The organism is Marinobacter sp. (genome assembly GCF_046484525.1).
Taxonomy (GTDB): domain Bacteria; phylum Pseudomonadota; class Gammaproteobacteria; order Pseudomonadales; family Oleiphilaceae; genus Marinobacter.
In genome coordinates, this window is record NZ_JAWOIS010000043.1 from 23,682 (window position 1) to 38,901 (window position 15,220).

The following is a 15,220-nucleotide window of genomic DNA, read 5'->3' on the forward strand; positions in this document are numbered from 1 at the left end:
GTATCGAAGCGGGGTGTGACAAAGGCTTGAACAAAACATGTACAGTTGGTGACGTTTCCGAGACAGGGTCAGAAACGTGTCACCATCCCATCGAACGCCACCTCAACCCCGGCCGGTAGCTCAGGTGCAGAGTAAAGGTACTCATCCAGCTGGTGGCCCAGATGAGTCAGCAAGGTTCTCTTCGGTACGATCTGTTCAGCCAGCGCCAGCGCCAGATTCAGATCATTATGGTTTCTCGGAGGATTCGGTTTCGGCGGGACGCTGCAATCGAGCACCATCAGGGCCAACGGGTGTCGCTTGAGCCAGTCCAGTGTCGGTTCCGGCAAGCCAACCGTGTCCGTCAGGTAGGCGAAATGAATGCCCTGATACTCGATACCGTAACCCAGCGTTGGCTTCGAGTGATTCAGCGGCAGAGGAGTCAGGGTGAAAGGACCAATCGAAAATTCCTCGAACGGAACCAGTGACGATTGGAACTTCAGGATGCCCGGATGCTTGTACAGATCGTCACAGCCAGCAGGATCGTCCGGGCCATAAACTGGCACAGTGTGGCCCGTTCCCCAGCGGAGGTGGAACAGGCCCATGACGTGGTCCATGTGATAGTGGGTCAGCACGATCGCCTGAAAGCTGCCGGGAGCAAAGGATTCACACAGGTCGGTCCGGCCAGCGTCCAGCATGATCTGGTAACCATCCCCACGAATCAGGGCACTGCAGGCGCGACGGCATAATCGCGGGTCAAGCCTTGCCCGTTCGCAAGCCCGGCATTGGCAGCCATAGACCGGTACCCTCCGCGCATCGCCGGTGCCCAGAAATTCCAGCTCAAGCGCCACGGATCATGCCCTCGAAGGTCCTTGGAGCCTCTACGTTCAGAATGCCTTCCAACTGCCTGAAGGCCCGTTCAAGTTCACCATTATTATCCACAACCCGGGTATCGGGCGGCACCTGACCGGCGAACCGGGAAGCCCGAAGGATGCGACGTTCGATATCCGCCAGGCTTTCCCGGCCACGGTTCAACAGGCGCTGCATGAGCACATCCTGATTGACCCGGACCATGACCGGTACCAGGCTCGAGCCATAGTGCTCCCGGGCCTGATCGATATAAGCCCGGGACCCGTTGACGAGGACATTACAACCCTGGGCCAACCACAAATCCACCTCCATACCTATGCCATAGCACAGCCCATTGGCCTGCCATTCCATGGCGAACAGGCCTCGCTCACTGCGGTTGTTGTATTCCTGTTGGGTAAGCGCAACATGGTTCTCCCCGTCCGGGTCCGGCTCCCGGGTAATGTAGCGGTGTGCAATCATCAACGGACTGTCGGCCAGCCTGTGCCGACACATTCGCAGCAGAGAGTCCTTACCGGAGCCGGATGGTCCCATCAGGTAAAATAATTTTCCGGTCACTTCAAACTCCTGTCAGTAGACCCGGTTACCGGCACGCCAAACCGATTCGATTACAGGCTGCCGCTTGCATTCACTAACCAATACCAGATCTGCCCGTTTCCCGGCCGCTATGGAACCCCGGTCATCCAGGCCAGCGCACCGGGCGGGAAACGCAGTGACCGTGGCAATGGCCCTGGTCAGATCATAGTCATTGGTTTCCAACCGGGCGAGACGAAACACAGCGTCCAGCATGCTCGCGGGATAGTAGTCGGACGACAGGATATCCAGTACCCCTTCCTGCGCCAGGGTCGCAGCGGCGATATTGCCGGAATGGGAACCGCCCCGTACCACGTTGGGGGCTCCCATCATTACCATCATGCCCCGCTGGTGCGACGCTTTGGCGGCTTCCAGAGTAGTCGGGAACTCCGCAATGCTCATGCCGAAACCGGCGGATTCGTCCACATGTTCCGGGGTGGCGTCGTCATGGCTCGCCATGGGTATACCCCTCTCCCGGCAGATCCCGGCAATGGCTTTCCGGTAGCGGTCACTGTAACGACGGGAGTCTTCCTGCCGGGTGCGGATAAACTCCTCCATCTCGCCGGCACTGATGCCATGTTTGCCCATGTAGTACTCACGGTACTTGTCCAGGTTCACAAACTGCCTCTGTCCGGGGGAATGATCCATGATCGAAACCAGTTGCAACATGGGTTGATCCACCAGCGAACGGAACATCTCCAGGGCACCCTGATGGCTGACTTCGCAGCGCAGGTGCAGAAAATGATCGGCCCTCAGCATTCCGTCCCGCTTGCTGACTTGCAACGCATTCACCATGGTTTCCAGTGTCTTCAGGCGGGTGCTCCCCGCGACGACATCCCCCACCGAGATGGCATCAAACACCGTAGTGATTCCGGAGGCGACAATCTGGGCATCGTGGGTGATGACCGCCGGTATGGAGGGCCAGAGGACGCCAGGCCTGGGGGCAATGTGTTTTTCCAGGTTGTCTGTGTGCAACTCCACCATACCCGGCATCAGTATCGAGGCACCGCAATCCATTGCTCCGGGAACCTGCGAGCGCCCCCGGTCAACATCGGCAATCATGCCGTTGCGAATGTGCACCGTCCCGTTGAACAGTTCGCTCTCTGTCACCACTCTGGCGTTGGTCAACACCATGGAACCGCTCGGCCCGACGCGGCTGTGGGCGTCCATTACGCCATCATTCAGGTCGGTTACGCTCACGACTGTGTCTCCTCTGCTATGGCTTGTGTTTTGCGGGCGCTCAGTGCAATGGCCCGGTCGGCGACGCGGTTCCTTACGTCGGCGTCATGGAAAATGCCAACAATTGCTGCGCCGCTGTCCCGGGCACTTCGAATCAGGTCCACCACGACCTCCCGGTTGCCGGCATCCAGGGATGCGGTAGGTTCATCCAGCAGTAGCACCGGGTAATCCACCACGAAGCCCCGGGCAATATTGACGCGTTGCTGCTCGCCACCACTGAAGGTTGACGGAGCCAGACTCCACAGTCGCTCGGGAATGTTCAGCCGTCGCAGCAGGCCCTGCGCCCGGGCCAGACTTTCTTCACGACTGACCCCGAGCCGACGTGCAGGCTCCATGACCACGTCCAGGGTCGAGACCCGGGGAATTACCCGAAGGAACTGGCTGACATAACCAATGGTGTGTTTGCGCACGTCGATCACATCTCTGGGCAAGGCACTGACCAGATCGACCTCGGAACCCTTATGTCGGACCCAGACACGGCCGGACTCCGGCTTGTAGTTGGCATACAGAGAACGAAGCAGGGTGCTCTTGCCTGACCCGGACGGCCCGTCCAGCACCACACACTCGCCACGGGCTACCGTGAAGCTGACCTGGTCCAGCACCTGGTACGACACGCCCCCCTGGTTGTGCAGGGTGAAGCCCTTGCACAGATTGTCTACACGGATCATTGCATTCATGTTCAGGTTTCTCTTTCTGTGTTCGCCGATCAGTTACCCAGCACCGAGGACACCAGCAACTGGGTATAGGGGTGACGGGGGTCATCCAGAACCTGGTCGGTCAGGCCTTGTTCCACCACTTTCCCGTGCTTCATCACCATCAGCCGGTGGGAAAGCAGCCGGGCCACCGCCAGGTCGTGGGTGACCAGAACCACGGCCAGCCCCAGGTCCATGACCAGATTGCGCAACAGATCCAGCAAACGGGCCTGGACCGACACATCAAGGCCACCGGTCGGCTCGTCCATGAAAATCAACCGGGGTCCGGTGACCAGGTTTCGGGCAATCTGCAATCGCTGCTGCATGCCGCCTGAGAAGGTGCGCGGGGTGTCATTGATCCGGGCCGGATCAATCTCCACCTCCCGCAGCCAGTTCTCCCCGGCCTCCCTTAACTGACCATAGTGGCGCCCACCTACGGCCATCAGGCGCTCACCGATATTGGCACCGGCACTGACACCCATACGCAATCCGTCCCGCGCATGCTGGTGCACCACGCCCCACTCGGTGCGCAGCAGCACCCGGCGATCACTTTCGGAAATGTTGTAGAGGTCCAGTTCCCGGTCGTCGCGATTGCGGTATAACACCCGCCCCTGATCCGGAATGAGTGAGCCAGAAAGACAACCCAGCAATGTGGTCTTGCCGGAACCGGATTCCCCGACAATCCCCAGTACCTCACCCGGGTAAAGATCAAAGTCCACCCCGTCCACGCCCTTGCCCGGGGCATAAAGCTTGCGGATTCCCTGTACCTGCAGCAGTGGCGTGGCCGCTTCCATCAGGGTCTGTTCAGCGTGCATCACGGGCATGTCTCCTCGTTGGCGGCGGTTTGCTGTTGCCGTTGCCGGCAGTAGTCGGTGTCAGAACAGACGAAGATCCGCCCCCCCTCGTCATCGGTGATCACCTCGTCCAGAAACGAGTCAGTGGCTCCGCAGAATTCGCAGCTTTCGTCCCATCGCTGGATTTCAAACGGGTAGTCCTCAAAATCCAGGCTGCGCACCCGGGTATAGGGCGGGATGGCATAGATGCGTTTTTCCCGGCCAGCCCCGAACAACTGCAAGGCGGGACACTGGTCCATCTTCGGGTTGTCGAACTTGGGAATCGGGGAGGGATCCATCACATAGTGGCCGTTCACCTTCACCGGATAGGCATAGGTGGTGGCGATATGGCCATGACGGGCAATGTCCTCGTAGAGTTTTACATGCATCACCCCATACTCTTGCAGGGCATGCATGGTCCGAGTCTCAACCTCACGGGGCTCGATAAAACGCAGGGGCTCCGGAATCGGTACCTGGTAGACCAGAATCTGTCCCGAACGCAGGGGCGTTTCCGGAATCCGGTGCCGGGTCTGGATTACCGTTGCCTCGGTGGTGACTTCCGTGGTTTTTACCCCGGCGGTCCGGGCGAAGAAACGGCGGATACTGATGGCGTTGGTGGTGTCGTCGGCGCCCTGGTCAATCACCTTCAGGGTGTCATCCGGGCCGATAACGGTTGCGGTAACCTGCATACCACCCGTACCCCAGCCATAGGGCAAGGGCATTTCCCGGCCCCCGAATGGCACCTGGTAACCGGGAATCGCTACGGCCTTCAGCAGGCCCCGCCTGATCATCCTTTTGGTCTGCTCGTCCAGGTAGGCAAAGTTGTAACCGCCTGTGTCGTTGCTCTGTGCCTGCTGGAGATTCATGCTTCTGACTCCTGTCTCGATACGCTGCCGGCGGTGTCTGGCTTTTCACCTGCCTTGTCGGCTTTCTGGTAATACTCCTGTCGCAACTGTCGCAACAGCACCAGTTCCGACTGGAAATCCACGTAATGGGGCAGTTTCAGATGCGAGACAAAACCCGAGGCGTCCAGATTGTCGCAATGGGACAGAACAAACTCCTCGTCCTGAGCCGGCGTGTCCTGCTCTTCTCCCAACTCCCGCGACCGCAGTGCCCTGTCTACCAGGGCCATAGCCATGACTTTGCGCTCGGACTGGCCAAACCCCAGCCCATATCCCCGGGTGAACCGGGGAGCTTCGGTTTCATTACCGCCGAACTGGTTGATCATGTCGCACTCGGTAATTTCGATATCACCGATAACGACCGGAAAGCCAAGCTCCTCCGGCAGTATTTCCACGGCCGTTTCGCCGTACCGAATCTCGCCAGCAAACGGATGATTGCGGCCATATCCCCGTTGGGTGGAATAACCCATCGCGAGCAGGAAGCCTTCATCACCCCGGGCAAGCGCCTGAAGCCTTACGTCCCTGCTGGCCGGATAACTCAGTGGATCGCGGGTGATATCACCAGGCTCCCGCTCGGCAGCTGCCGCTCCGGTTTCACCATCCGGACCCTCGATCATGCCCTCCCGGTTGAGCATTTCCAGTACCCGCGGACAGGGTTCCAGAGGCTGTTCCGCCGGTTCCGGCCCCCGGGGCGCCTCGCCATTGGCCAACAGGGTGAAATCCAGCAGCCGGTGGGTGTAATCGTATGTGGGCCCCAACACCTGGCCCCCGGGCACATCCTTGTAAGTAGCGGATATGCGCCGCCGGATTGCCATGGTGCCGGTATCGAGGGGGCAGGAATAAAGGAATCTGGGCAGGGTGTTGCGATAGGCACGCACCAGGAAGACCGCCTCCACCACATCGCCGCTGGCCTGCTTGAGAGCCAGTGCCGCCAGTTCCGGATCGTAAAGTGAGCCTTCTGTCAGGACCCGATCCACGGCCAGACGAAGCTGACTCCGGATCTGCGCCACCGACAACTCACCGGTTTCCGGTATGCCACGACGACTCTCCGCCAGCCACTGATGGGCAGCATCTATGGCTTTCTCGCCACCTTTTACTGCAACGTACATGATTATTTCTCCTGTCCTTCGAGGCTGACCCTGGTAGTCCGCGGCAACGCCATAACCTGGCGGCCACAAGTCAGAATGAGATCCACACCACAGGGGAAGCCTGCCCGGTTGTCAGCCAATTGTTGCAGCCAGCCGATTTCAAACCCGGCAATGTGGACATGCCTCTGTTGAGGGATCCCCGGCCCTTCCAGGACCAGTTCTCCGGCCTCCTCCAATGCATTCACTTCGACAATCACCGTGGCGGACCTATCGGGATATTCGAAGCTGCCCTGATTGAATGCCGACAGGGAACAGCCACCTTGAGCGGTGACCAGGGCAAACAGCGCCTGATCCGAACGGGAGGCAATACCACAACCACAGTGGAATCTCAGGGAGTTGATGACTGCAGCGCTGGTCAGATCCGGTTCCAGCCACACGGGCGTTTCCTGATCCAGCAATGCCAGGCAGACCTGGTAAGCGGCCGGGGACAGCGGGCCGGGGGCGGCGAGTTGCGCCAGATCGTGTCGGGTGCCCGGCTCAGCCATGGCCGCCAGAACCTGACGAAACACTTCCTGGGATTGGTAAGTGATATCCGAGAAGCCATCACAGAGTCCTTCAAGAGCGACGACGGCCGGAGATTGAACAGTGGTAGACATGGTTATTCCCCCCGGACCATGGTCATAAAATTCACTCGGGTAGCCGCCGCCTTGCGGGATTGCTCCCGCCGGGCCGCCAGCCATTGGGCATGGAGCGGCTCGATCAGGGTTCTCTGAAGCCCGTCATCCAGCTGCAACAGGGCATCAAAAACCGCAGCCAATTCTGCGTGACGCCGGCTACGCCCTTGCACATAGCCGAATCCCAGGGTGCCACCGGCCAGCTCAACCACACAGCGGCTCATGGTCATCTCGCCCAGATTGAAGGGATTGCCGGTACCGCCGGTGCGGCCCCGTACCATGGCGAGACCAATCTCCGGTGCTCGCACGTGCCGATAGTCCGGGCAGCCAACCCCCTCCAGCCGTTGCTCAAGGCTTTCCTCTGATGCTCGTGCCAGCACACCCATCCAGTGTTGACGTGCCTCGATTCCGGCCTGCGATGAAGCTGTGTTATTGATGGTCATGACGACGGATCTCCCTCCGTTCTCGGGTTCTGTCTGGGTTCAATCTTGTATTCAAAGCAATCCGCCCGGCTGCGCGACACGCTGTACTCCACCAATGCGCCGGTACGGGTACAAAGGTTGTTGGAACGAATTTTCAGCAGCGGCATGTTCCGTGGGTACTGCAGCAGCAGGGATTCCTGCCGGGTTGGCATACCGGCGGAGATCAGCCCCTGTTTTCGCGTCAGCTGCAAGCCATAACGGGACTCGAGCAGAGCGTGCAGGGAGCCGCCCTGATACTGCAGTTCCAGGTCCGGGAAATGGTGCTTCGGAAGGTAATGACTGATCAGTGTGACCGGCTTGCCGTCGATACGGCGCAGGGTATCGATCTGGAACACTTCGGTGCCCGGCTCCACCCACATTTTCTGCGCCAGCTGCTCATCCACCCGGTGAAAGTAGCGGCCGATAATCCGGGCTTCCGAGTGATGGCCCATGGCTTCCACGGATTCACTGAAACGCCCCCTCGCGCCAATCTGGTATTGCAGGGAATGTTCCAGTACCAGGGTGCCCTTACCTTGCTGACGCAAGACCATACCGGCCTGGACCAACTCATCGATGGCCCGGCGCACGGTATGACGATTGATGGAAAAACGCTGCGCCAGCTGGATCTCGGAGGGGAGGTACTCTCCGCTCCGGAATTTTTCCCGGATTTCCGTTTCCAGGGCACGTGCCACATCCTCGTAGATGGCCATGTATGTCCTTCCTTACTTGTCTAGACAACTTGCTTGAGCGAAAGGCCCCGGTTCCGGGGCCAAATCACGTTCAATGCGGCTCAGATAAACCGTTTCCGGATCCACTGGGAGGCGATATCCAATGCGGTGACCACTACAATGATCACGACCATCACAGCGCAGGTCTGGGCGAACATGAATCCGCGCATGCTTTCCCACAGGATCACTCCGATCCCCCCGGCACCGACCATGCCCACCACGGTCGCAGACCGTACGTTGGACTCGAAGCGATACAGGGAATAGGAAATCCACAGGGGCAGTACCTGGGGAATCACACCGAAGATGATTTCCTGGATGCCGGTGGCACCGGTTGCCCGGACACCCTCCACCGGCCCGGGATCGATGGCTTCTACCGCCTCCGAAAACAGCTTTGCCAAGACGCCGGTGGTATGCACAAACAGCGCCATAACCCCGGCGAAAGGCCCCAAACCGACAGCCACGACAAACAGCATGGCGAATACCATCTCGTTGATCGCACGGCTGGCATCCATCAGTCGACGCACCGGCTGATACACCCACCACGGAACCAGGTTCTCCGATGAAAGAATGGCGAAGGGTATGGCAAACACGATGGCGAGGAAGGTTCCCCAGATAGCGATCTGAACGGTGGTAACCATTTCAGTCACGTAATAACGCCATTGACTGAAATCTGGCGGAAAAAAATCCCCCAGAAATGTGGCCATGTTGTCGACATCGTTCCAGATTGCCTGGGGGTTCATCTCCGCCCCTCCCCACGACCAGGCCAGTGCCGCCAGAAATATCCCCCAGCCGAAAAGTCTCATCCAGCTGTTTCCCGGAGGGATGGCCGTTACTTCAGGTTGCGCGGATGCTGTTTGCATATGGTTTCCGGATCAGTCAGAAGAGTCGTAGGTAATTCAGGATCCGGCAGGGGGCAGCCCCCTGCCCGCAACCTCATTCGGCAGCAGCCTGCTGCTTCTCGATCAGGGCCGCACGACGGTCCAGTTCCTGCAGTTCCTTCTTGATGGAAGACAACCGGGCCTTGTCGGAAGAGCTGAGACTTTCAGCGTTTTCCAGGGCCGCCTTCTCCTTGAACAGTGCAAGCTGGCGAATGGGAATCAGCTGGTCGTTGCTCGATTCCTTGAAGGGCGCCCATTGGAGATCGGCCAGAACGGCTTTCTCTCGGGCATCCACAGTGCCGTAAGTGAAAATAAACTTCCGAATTTTCTGCTTGGTCTGCTCAGGCAGGTTCTTGCGCCACACCAAGGGGTCTGAAGGGATCAGGGGTGATTTCCAGATAACCTTGAGCTGTTCAGCTTTTTCCGGCTGTGTTTCCTTCAGGCGCCCGAAGCTCTCGGTATTGAAGGTGGCAACGTCGACCTGTTTGTTCGCCACTGCCAGGGCGTTGGTTTCATGGCTGGAATTCAGGGTGCGCTTGAAGGCGCTCTTGGCATCCACACCATTCATGGCAAAGACATAGTAGCCAGGCACCAGGAACCCGGAAGTGGAGTTGGGGTCACCATTGCCAAAGGTCAGCTCCGAGGCGTTGGAGAGTACGTCGTCCACAGAATTCAGGCGTTCATCGTCCCGATGAGCAATAAGCAAAGACCAGTAACCTGGATTACCACTGACATCCACAGTCTGGGCAAAGATCTCACCGCCCGCGCGATCCACTGCTTCCATGGCAGACTTGTTGCCGTACCAGGCGACATCGACCTTGTCAAAACGCATTCCCTGGATAATCCCGGCGTAGTCGGGAGCAAAAAAGGCTTTCACCTCCATATCCAGCTGCTCGGACATGTCCTCCAAGAACGGTTCCCAGATCGTCCGCAGATTCTGGGATGATTCGGTGGAGATGATGCCGAAGTTCAGAGTATCCATCTGCTCTGCCTGAACACCGGCAGCGGCAACGGTTACCGAAGCAGCGACAGTAATGCCGCGAATCAGTTTCTTGATCATGACTATTCCTCTGATTGGATTGATATCACTGCCCAGCATCACTACTGGGCCATCGCCAGACCGCTTATCGGGCGGACAACCCGGTTGCGCGGCGCAGGCAGGTTTTCTTCATTGAACGAAGTGGTTCCATAAATCTGGTTGAGCAGTGCCGGGGTCAAAGCCGTTGCCCCGTCGTCGAACAGGACTTCGCCCTGGCGCAGGGCGAGAATACGACTGCAGTAATTGCGGGCGTAATCCACCTGATGAAGGGTGACCACGACGGTCTTACCATCCTGTTCGTTTATATCGGCAAGAATATCCATGACACAGCGGGCTGATTCCGGGTCCAGGGAAGCAATTGGTTCATCCGCCAGAATGACATCCGGTTGCTGGGTGAGTGCGCGGGCAATTGCGACTCTTTGCTGCTGCCCGCCTGACAGGCAGGAAGCCCGTTGATGGGCGAAACGGTCCATACCCACCCGTCGCAAGGACTCCATGGCAAGGGCCTTTTCCTCTTCCCTGAAATATCCGAGCGTTCCACGCCAGGCAGGTATGCGTCCGAGCGTGCCGGTAAGCACGTTCTCCAGGACGGTGAGACGATTGACCAGATTGAACTGCTGGAAGATGTAACCGATACGGGCCCGGGTTCGCCGGACATTCCCACTCAGCTTGCCGCCTGATTGCATGGGGCGCCCGAGAACCTGGACACTCCCATCACCCTGATCGCCCCGAATCAGCCCGGTGATGTGCCGCAGCAGGGTGGATTTACCGGAACCGGACGGGCCTATCAGCCCCACCATTTCTCCACTGGCAACCGACAGGTCAATGTTGTTCAGAGCTTTTGCGTTCTTTCCGAACGTCTTGCTCAGACTACGGACGTGAATGACAGGGTCCATTCCACTTCCTTCTTTTGTCTGCAAATAGTTGTTACTCCGGCACCGAAAGACCACGCCGGACGTATCAGGTTTTGATCAACTTGTGTAGACATCTTGATTTCGGATTGTTGCAGCGGGGGGACAATCACATGACGGTTCCTTGAACCTTCCATTGCAGATTTTCGATGGGTGAGGTCGCTGTCACAGGGCTGACTTATCGCCACCCTATACTGGGTCGCTTTGCGATCAGGGCCGGCGACTGCTTCTGATCGGAGGGCTGGGTACCACCCAGATCATCGCCTGGGGAACAACCTTCTACCTGCCGGCGGTATTCGCCAATTCCATCGCCGGGGACACCGGTTGGTCGCTGTCACTGGTGGTTTCAGGCTTGTCGCTGGGGTTGTTGTTGGCGGGTTCATTTTCACCACTGGTCGGGCGACTGATCGATTACCGTGGGGGGCGCCATGTGATGGCCGCACGCTCGGTGGTGATTGCTTGCGGGTTATGGCTGATGAGCCTGTCGTCCAGTCTGACCAGCTATTTTGGCACAAGCCGTGACACTGGTTCACCTGTCGCTGTTGCTGTGCCTGCCTCTGCACCTGTGGATAATTCCGGGCACATCCTCCAGCCACGATGTATCTCAGATAACCCGTGAGAACTTCCAGGGTAATAGTCCCCAGGCGAGGATCCGTTTTTCCCGGGACATGCGTTTTCTACAGATCTGTTTGGCGTTCACAGTGCTGGCATTCGTAATGACAGCACTATCCGTGCATTTGCTGGAAGTGCTTCGCCAAAGGAGTATTGAGACCGCAACCGTGGTCATGATCGGAATGCTCATCGGGCCCGCTCAGGTTGCGGCCCGGGTTCTAGAGTTCACCTTCGGGCGTGACTTTCACCCGGTTTGGTAGGCCCGGGCCCGGAGTCCTGCTGGCCCTCACCGGGGTCGCCCTGTTCAGTGTCTCCCACCCCCTGCCGCCTTCATCGCAGCGGCTGTCTACGGCGCAGGCAACGGTATTCTGACCATTGCCCGTGGCACCCTACCACTGGCCATCTTCGGCGCCGAAGCCTATGGCGAACGCATGGGCGTAATGGCCCGCCCGGTACTGCTCGCCCAGGCCTCCGCCCCTATCCTGACTGCCACAGCACTGAGCGGGATGGATGTCCTTTATGTATTGCTCAGACTGGCGGGCCTGATGCTGCTGAGCTGTGCACTGCTGATTCTGTTACCCACTGAATCCCGATGACGAATCAGAAATCGTCCGCCTGCTTTTGCGGAGCCGTCGCCAGCCCGGTTCCTCCCGCCTGGCCGGCCGCCAGCCGCTCGAGTTCCTGCTCCACCGCATTGGTGGACTTGGCGAAGCGGGCCAGCAGGTTATAGAGCACCGGAATCAGGAACAGGGTGAGCGTGGTGGCGAAGAGCAACCCGCCCAGGATCACTATACCGATAGCGGCCCGGCTCTCGGCGCCGGCGCCGGTGGCAATCACCAGCGGCACCGCACCGAACACCGTGGAAATCGTGGTCATCAAGACCGGGCGGAAACGCAGCACCGCGCCCTCGAGGATCGCATCCCGGACCTCATAGCCCTTGTCCCGGAGCTGGTTGGCAAACTCCACGATCAGTATCCCGTTCTTGGCCATCAACCCGAGCAACATGATGATGCCGATCTGGCTGTAGATATTCAGGCTGATGCCCGACCACAACAGCGCCAGCAAGGCTCCGGTCACCGCCAGCGGAACTGTGAGCATGATGATCAGCGGGTGAATCCAGCTCTCGAACTGGGCCGCCAGTACCAGGAACACAATCACGAAGGCCAGGCCAAAGGTCACGTAGATGGCATTGGAGGATTCCTCGAATTCCCTGGACAGGCCCTTGTAGCTGACCCGTGCCTCCGGCGGCAGGTTATCCACAGCGAGGTTATTGAGATAGGTCAGCGCCGAACCGAAATCATAACCGTCGGCCAGGGAGGCGCTGATCACCACTGCCGGCAGGCGGTCAATCCGGCGCAAGTCCGGATTGGCGCCAATTTCCTCCACCGACACCAGAGCCTGCAGCGGAATCAGGTTGCCGCCTTCCCGCGGGCGCAGGAAGATCTGTCCCAGATCCGCCGGTGTGGCGCGATCGGCATCTGTCGCCTGGATAATGACATCGTATTCCCGGCCCCGGTCGAGGTAGGTGGTGACCTGTCGGGACGCCAGCATGGTCTGCAGGGTCAGGCCAACATCCTCGACGGTAATGTCCAGGTCCGCCGCCCGTTCCCGGTCAATGCTGACCCGCAGTTCCGGCCGCGTCAGCTCGAAATCCGTCTCCAGATTGAGCAGGTTCTGATTCTCCTTGGCCCGCTCGACAATCTCTTCACTCCAGGCCTGCACCGACTCGTAGTCGGGACCGGCGACCACAAACTCCACCGGCTGGCTGAAGCCGCGCTGGCCCAGGCCCGGCGGGTTGACCGCCACGGTCCGGATCCCGGAGATGTCACTGAGCTTCTGGCGGATCTCGCTGGTCACCTGTTGCTGCTTGATGTCCCGCTGTTCCCAGGGCACCAGCCCCATGATCATGAAGGCGTTATCCTCTTCGTCCCGGAAGCCGACGATGGAAAGCAGCCGGTTGGCAATGCCTTCATCCAGGTAAGGCAGCAGCTTCTCCTCGGCCTTCCGGACGTAATGGTCGGTGAATTCCACGGTGGAGCCCCGGGGTGCGCTGGTGGGCATGATGATGATACCCCGGTCCTCGCTGGGGGCCAGTTCCTGAGGCAGTTTCGGGTAAATCACAGCGGCCACTACAAGGCCTGTCACCCCCAGGCCAATCAGCAGGCCGGGCATTTTCAGAGAAAAACCCAACAACCGCTCATATCCCCGGGTCAGACCGTTGAGAACTTTTTCACTGGCGGCCCAGAGCCGGTGTCCCTCGTCAGATTCCGGGCTGTGGCGCAGCCATTTGGAACAGAGCATGGGCGCAAGGGTCAGAGCCACGAGGCTTGAGAACACCACGGCAGCGGCGAGGGTGAAGCCGAACTCAGCAAACAGCCGACCCACGTTGCCGCCCATGAACGAGATGGGCACAAACACTGCCACCAGGGTCAGGGTCGTGGCAATAACCGCGAAGGCGACCTGCTTGGCTCCCCGATAGGCGGCCAGCAAGGGCGGCTCGCCCTCATCAATCCGACGTTGAATGTTTTCCAGCATGACAATGGCGTCATCCACCACCAGGCCGATAGCGAGGATCACCGCCAGCAGGGTCAGCACGTTGATGGAGAACCCGAGGAAGCCCAGACCGATGAAGGCACCGATGACGGCAACGGGAATGGTCACGGCCGGAATCAGGGTTGCCCGCCAGGAGCGCAGGAACAGGAAGATCACCAGGATGACCAGGGAAACGGCAATGGCCAGGGTGATCACCACCTCCTTGATCGAGGCACGGATAAAGATCGATTCATCATAGCTCTCGGCGATAGTGACTTCCGGCGGCAGGGTTTTCTGGATCCGGTCCAGCTCGGCCCGGACTCCATCCGACACCGCCACGGTATTGGCCTTGGACTGGCGGATGATACCCATACCGATGGCGGTTTCGCCGTTGGCGCGCAGCCGGCTGACATCCGACTCCACGCCCATCTGGACGTTGGCCACTTCCCCCAGGCGTAACAGGTCATTGCCGTTGCGCCGGACCACCAATTCCCGGAACTGTTCGACCGTGGATAACCTGCCCTCGGCCCGCACCGTAAAGTTTCGGGTAGAGGAATCCACCGAACCGGCCGGCAATTCCACGTTGTTGGCACGCAGCGCCCGTTCCACTTCGGCTACGGTGATGTTCCGGGCCGCCAACCGTTCGCGATCAAGCCAGACCCGGATGGCGTACCTGCGCTCGCCGCCGATACGGACATCCGCCACCCCGTCGAGTACGGATAACCGGTCGGCCAGCACCCGATCGGCAAAATCGCTGAGCTCGGCACTGTCCCAGACCTGACTGCGCAAAGTTATCCACATCATCGGGCGGGCATCGGAATCGGCCTTGCGCACCACCGGCGCATCGGCCTCGTCGGGCAGCTGGTTGGCCACCCGCGATACTGCGTCTCGCAAATCGTTGGCGGCGATATCCACATCCCGGGAAATGTTGAATTCGATGCTGGTTCGGGATTCGCCCTGCTCAGTGGAGGATTCGATGGAGCGGATACCCTCGATACCACTGATGGCCCCCTCGATCACCTGGGTGATCTGGGTGTCGACCACCTCCGCCGCCGCGCCGGTGTAATCCGTGGAAATGGAAACCACCGGAGGGTCAATGTCGGGGTATTCCCGGACCGGTAGTTCGAACAGCGCCGCCAGCCCGAATACCACGATCAGCAGGCTCAGAACCGTCGCAAAGACCGGGCGCTTGATGGAGATATCCGATAGCACCAC

At 59.4% G+C, this 15,220-nt stretch carries 16 protein-coding genes; 2 read left to right on the top strand and 14 right to left on the bottom strand.

The genetic code is table 11. From position 1 onward, the window contains the following. Window positions 1–68 precede the first annotated feature (68 nt). From phnP to phnC, 13 genes are all read right to left on the bottom strand, one after another. On the bottom strand, window positions 69–827 hold the full coding sequence (gene phnP / locus R6W86_RS09535) for a phosphonate metabolism protein PhnP (RefSeq protein WP_410329128.1): 759 nt from the start codon (window positions 825–827) through the stop codon (window positions 69–71). Beyond that, entirely contained in the window at window positions 817–1,401 is a 585-nt protein-coding gene (gene phnN / locus R6W86_RS09540; RefSeq protein WP_410329129.1) for a ribose 1,5-bisphosphokinase, read from the bottom strand. Before phnN ends, phnP begins: the two co-directional genes overlap by 11 nt. A gap of 12 nt (window positions 1,402–1,413) precedes the next feature. Next, complete coding sequence (locus R6W86_RS09545; protein ID WP_410329168.1) at window positions 1,414–2,586, bottom strand: alpha-D-ribose 1-methylphosphonate 5-triphosphate diphosphatase; 1,173 nt, start codon at window positions 2,584–2,586, stop codon at window positions 1,414–1,416. 26 nt (window positions 2,587–2,612) lie between these two features. Beyond that, window positions 2,613–3,332, bottom strand: coding sequence for a phosphonate C-P lyase system protein PhnL (phnL, locus tag R6W86_RS09550; protein ID WP_410329130.1), 720 nt, complete (start codon window positions 3,330–3,332; stop codon window positions 2,613–2,615). Window positions 3,333–3,361: 29 nt separating this feature from the next. Continuing rightward, entirely contained in the window at window positions 3,362–4,162 is an 801-nt protein-coding gene (gene phnK, locus R6W86_RS09555; RefSeq protein WP_410329169.1) for a phosphonate C-P lyase system protein PhnK, read from the bottom strand. Next, complete coding sequence (locus tag R6W86_RS09560; protein WP_372987278.1) at window positions 4,162–5,046, bottom strand: alpha-D-ribose 1-methylphosphonate 5-phosphate C-P-lyase PhnJ; 885 nt, start codon at window positions 5,044–5,046, stop codon at window positions 4,162–4,164. Before R6W86_RS09560 ends, phnK begins: the two co-directional genes overlap by 1 nt. Further along, window positions 5,043–6,191, bottom strand: a complete 1,149-nt coding sequence (locus R6W86_RS09565; RefSeq protein ID WP_410329131.1) for a carbon-phosphorus lyase complex subunit PhnI — start codon at window positions 6,189–6,191, stop codon at window positions 5,043–5,045. The genes R6W86_RS09560 and R6W86_RS09565 overlap by 4 nt, the downstream gene beginning before the upstream one ends. A 2-nt stretch (window positions 6,192–6,193) precedes the next feature. After that, complete coding sequence (gene phnH / locus R6W86_RS09570) at window positions 6,194–6,826, bottom strand: phosphonate C-P lyase system protein PhnH (RefSeq protein ID WP_410329132.1); 633 nt, start codon at window positions 6,824–6,826, stop codon at window positions 6,194–6,196. 2 nt (window positions 6,827–6,828) lie between these two features. Continuing rightward, complete coding sequence (phnG, locus tag R6W86_RS09575) at window positions 6,829–7,287, bottom strand: phosphonate C-P lyase system protein PhnG (RefSeq protein ID WP_410329133.1); 459 nt, start codon at window positions 7,285–7,287, stop codon at window positions 6,829–6,831. Continuing rightward, window positions 7,284–8,015 carry a phosphonate metabolism transcriptional regulator PhnF gene (phnF, locus tag R6W86_RS09580; protein ID WP_372987282.1) on the bottom strand — a complete coding sequence of 244 codons (732 nt, stop codon included), beginning with the start codon at window positions 8,013–8,015 and terminating at the stop codon, window positions 7,284–7,286. Before phnF ends, phnG begins: the two co-directional genes overlap by 4 nt. Before the next feature lie 80 nt (window positions 8,016–8,095). After that, complete coding sequence (gene phnE / locus R6W86_RS09585) at window positions 8,096–8,893, bottom strand: phosphonate ABC transporter, permease protein PhnE (protein ID WP_410329134.1); 798 nt, start codon at window positions 8,891–8,893, stop codon at window positions 8,096–8,098. Window positions 8,894–8,966: 73 nt separating this feature from the next. Then, a complete protein-coding gene (gene phnD, locus R6W86_RS09590) occupies window positions 8,967–9,971 on the bottom strand; it encodes a phosphonate ABC transporter substrate-binding protein (RefSeq protein ID WP_410329135.1) in 1,005 nt (334 codons plus the stop codon). Between the two features lie 41 nt (window positions 9,972–10,012). After that, complete coding sequence (gene phnC / locus R6W86_RS09595) at window positions 10,013–10,846, bottom strand: phosphonate ABC transporter ATP-binding protein (RefSeq protein ID WP_410329136.1); 834 nt, start codon at window positions 10,844–10,846, stop codon at window positions 10,013–10,015. A gap of 533 nt (window positions 10,847–11,379) precedes the next feature. On the opposite strand from phnC, the gene R6W86_RS09600 reads away from it, so the two are divergent. Both R6W86_RS09600 and R6W86_RS09605 read left to right on the top strand, forming a co-directional pair. Further along, window positions 11,380–11,733: a hypothetical protein gene (locus R6W86_RS09600; RefSeq protein ID WP_410329137.1), complete on the top strand. Its 354-nt coding sequence runs from the start codon at window positions 11,380–11,382 to the stop codon at window positions 11,731–11,733. A gap of 171 nt (window positions 11,734–11,904) precedes the next feature. Further along, window positions 11,905–12,069 (top strand): hypothetical protein, encoded by a 165-nt coding sequence (locus tag R6W86_RS09605; RefSeq protein ID WP_410329138.1) that lies wholly within the window; start codon window positions 11,905–11,907, stop codon window positions 12,067–12,069. A 4-nt stretch (window positions 12,070–12,073) separates the two neighbouring features. Here the strand turns inward: R6W86_RS09605 and R6W86_RS09610 are convergent, their stop codons facing one another. After that, on the bottom strand, window positions 12,074–15,220 hold the full coding sequence (locus R6W86_RS09610) for an efflux RND transporter permease subunit (protein WP_410329139.1): 3,147 nt from the start codon (window positions 15,218–15,220) through the stop codon (window positions 12,074–12,076).

Coding starts and splice junctions, on each gene's coding strand:
- phnK (WP_410329169.1), bottom strand. CDS start 4,162: ATGCACGCTGAACAGACCCTGATGGAAGCGGCCACGCCACTGCTGCAG.
- phnL (WP_410329130.1), bottom strand. CDS start 3,332: ATGAATGCAATGATCCGTGTAGACAATCTGTGCAAGGGCTTCACCCTG.
- R6W86_RS09545 (WP_410329168.1), bottom strand. CDS start 2,586: ATGGACGCCCACAGCCGCGTCGGGCCGAGCGGTTCCATGGTGTTGACC.
- phnD (WP_410329135.1), bottom strand. CDS start 9,971: ATGATCAAGAAACTGATTCGCGGCATTACTGTCGCTGCTTCGGTAACC.
- R6W86_RS09560 (WP_372987278.1), bottom strand. CDS start 5,046: ATGAATCTCCAGCAGGCACAGAGCAACGACACAGGCGGTTACAACTTT.
- phnH (WP_410329132.1), bottom strand. CDS start 6,826: ATGTCTACCACTGTTCAATCTCCGGCCGTCGTCGCTCTTGAAGGACTC.
- R6W86_RS09565 (WP_410329131.1), bottom strand. CDS start 6,191: ATGTACGTTGCAGTAAAAGGTGGCGAGAAAGCCATAGATGCTGCCCAT.
- R6W86_RS09605 (WP_410329138.1), top strand. CDS start 11,905: ATGGGCGTAATGGCCCGCCCGGTACTGCTCGCCCAGGCCTCCGCCCCT.
- phnE (WP_410329134.1), bottom strand. CDS start 8,893: ATGCAAACAGCATCCGCGCAACCTGAAGTAACGGCCATCCCTCCGGGA.
- phnG (WP_410329133.1), bottom strand. CDS start 7,287: ATGACCATCAATAACACAGCTTCATCGCAGGCCGGAATCGAGGCACGT.
- phnC (WP_410329136.1), bottom strand. CDS start 10,846: ATGGACCCTGTCATTCACGTCCGTAGTCTGAGCAAGACGTTCGGAAAG.
- phnF (WP_372987282.1), bottom strand. CDS start 8,015: ATGGCCATCTACGAGGATGTGGCACGTGCCCTGGAAACGGAAATCCGG.